At 59.9% G+C, this 2084-nt stretch carries 2 protein-coding genes and 1 pseudogene; all 3 read right to left on the bottom strand.

Translation table 11 applies throughout. From position 1 onward, the window contains the following. A pseudogene (locus EN991_RS33855) lies at nt 1-96 on the bottom strand (co-chaperone GroES); the annotation flags it as partial. Between the two features lie 164 nt (nt 97-260). Further along, nucleotides 261-1058, bottom strand: a complete 798-nt coding sequence (locus EN991_RS33850) for a class I SAM-dependent methyltransferase (protein ID WP_127370363.1) — start codon at nt 1056-1058, stop codon at nt 261-263. A 49-nt stretch (nt 1059-1107) separates the two neighbouring features. Further along, nucleotides 1108-2084 (bottom strand): hypothetical protein (locus tag EN991_RS40460; RefSeq protein WP_206519305.1); only part of this gene is annotated, 977 nt, incomplete at its 5' end.

Genomic DNA, 2084 nt, shown 5'->3' with positions numbered 1-2084 from the left:
GTCGGGGATGATGATCCCGCCAGCGGTCTTGGATTCGGATTCGACCCGGCGAACGACCACGCGGTCATGAAGCGGGCGGAACTTCGACTTTGCCATTTTTTCTTCCTCGATGAGAACGGTGAGAAACAGTTCCTCCATCCGGCGGCGCCGGACATGTGGTTAGCACTCACCAAAGGCGAGTGCTAACGTGGCGCTGAAATAGGCTGGCGGCGCGCCGGAGTCAAGGCGCTCGGAGCGCCTCTTGGCGCATGATGATGAACTTACCGGTGCCTGGCCGAACCGAGCACCAGAAGCGGGCACCGTTCCGCCAGCGGATAGCTTCCGCTCGGCACGACGCGCACGTCGCCGAACCAGTTGGCTGCCTCGTTGGTCAGCGTGGCCAGCGTCGCGAAGCTGTAGCTTATGTCCGAGCCTGCATAGACGTCGATCGTGTTGATCGAGGTCATGCTCCATCCTGTTCGCGCGGCAAGAGCTTCGCGGTCCGGAAACAGTCTGCCGAATGCATCGCGGATCGTTGCCACCTTGATGGTAAAATCGCGGTCGTCGGTCGTACACGCCATCGCAATCCGCCATTTGAGCGCGTGGAAATTCTCGATCCCGCCGGCCAGAACCAGAGCTTCGATGCCGCACAGATCGTCCGCCGTTTCCGGTCGTGCGAAGACGCGGATCGCTGCGCGCCTGCCAGGCTTCAGCACCCTGGCGACCTCGCCAAACAACGAACTGCGCGCCGCCTGGGAAGCGACCGCCGACAGGCATCCGTCGCCGATGACGGCGTCGATGCTTGCGCGGTCCACGGGCAGGTTAAGCCAGTTGCCGGCGATTGCCCGTCGCGAGCCGTCGTCGCCAGCCCATACGCCGGAAATCATGGCCGCCGACTGGTCGACCGCCAACATCGACTTGCCCAGAACTGCCAATTCCGGGGTAACCCCCAAGAGAAGGACATCGGCATTTCCGAGATCAAGTTCGCGATCGAATATAGCGACGGTTTCCGCTGTCGGCCGGAGCGGCGCTTCCAGAAGTTTCCAATGGCGGTGGTAATCGTCCCAATGATTTGTCATGCAATTCCATTGGCCCCCTGCACGCCTGGATTTTGGATATCACCGGGGCTTAATAGAGGTCGTTGGACAAGCCAAGACATTTCAAGGCATCTACAGACAGTCCAGGAGGTGGATAGTGGCGCGTATCGCCGTGATAACGCATGAGCATGACAGGTTCCTGGGCAGGCGCGATATTCTGCTGCGCAGGAGCAGCCCATACATGCTGTTCGACATTCTTGCGGAATTGAAAAGGCGCGGCCATTCGGTTCGGGTTCAGCAAGGCCTGTCGAAGCCGGTCAGCGCCGATATGGCGGTATTGCATGTCGATGCCACGGTGACGCCAACGGACTATGTCGACTATGCCCGGTGTTTTGCATTCTGCCTCAACATCGGCGCCGCCGACATATCCAAACGGCGGATCAGTGGTGCATTGATCGACAAAACCGACAGCTGGCAAGGTCAGGTGATCGTCAAAAGCAATCTCAACAATCGGGGAATCCCGGAGACGCTCCTCAACCGGCGATCCGAGCGCGCGGGCAAACAGCCGCCGTTTCCGCATTTGCCAATCTTGCACCCCTATGAGATCCACGGATCTCTCGGCGACGTTCCAGACGGCGTCTTTGATTGCGACGATCTCGTCGTGGAAAAGTTCATTCCGGAGAGAGAACCCGACGGTTTTGCTGTTCGTTTCTGGGTGTTTTGCGGAGAGCGAGAGCGCTGCACCCGCTACGTCTCCCCGAACGGCCTGGTCAAGGCATCGGAGACGATCCGGCGCGAGCCCGTCCCGGTGCCCGACGAACTGCGTGAGCGCCGGCGTGAACTCGGCTTCGACTATGGAAAATTCGATTTCGTCATGCATGAGGGCAGGGCCATCCTCCTCGATGCGAACAAGACTCCCGGCCGTCCGCAAAATCTCGTCAAGATGTTCGCGGCCGGCGCTTCGGATCTGACACACGGCTTCGAAGGCCTCGTCCATCGGGCGAAATAGGCGCGGCTCTAGAGGAACAGCCGCAGCTGCGTGTGAATGATAGACCGGTAATCCTCGAT

This window comes from Mesorhizobium sp. M7A.F.Ca.US.005.03.2.1, from assembly GCF_003997795.1.
GTDB classification, from domain to species: Bacteria; Pseudomonadota; Alphaproteobacteria; order Rhizobiales; family Rhizobiaceae; genus Mesorhizobium; species Mesorhizobium ciceri.
This window is presented reverse-complemented; position numbering and strand designations above follow the sequence as displayed.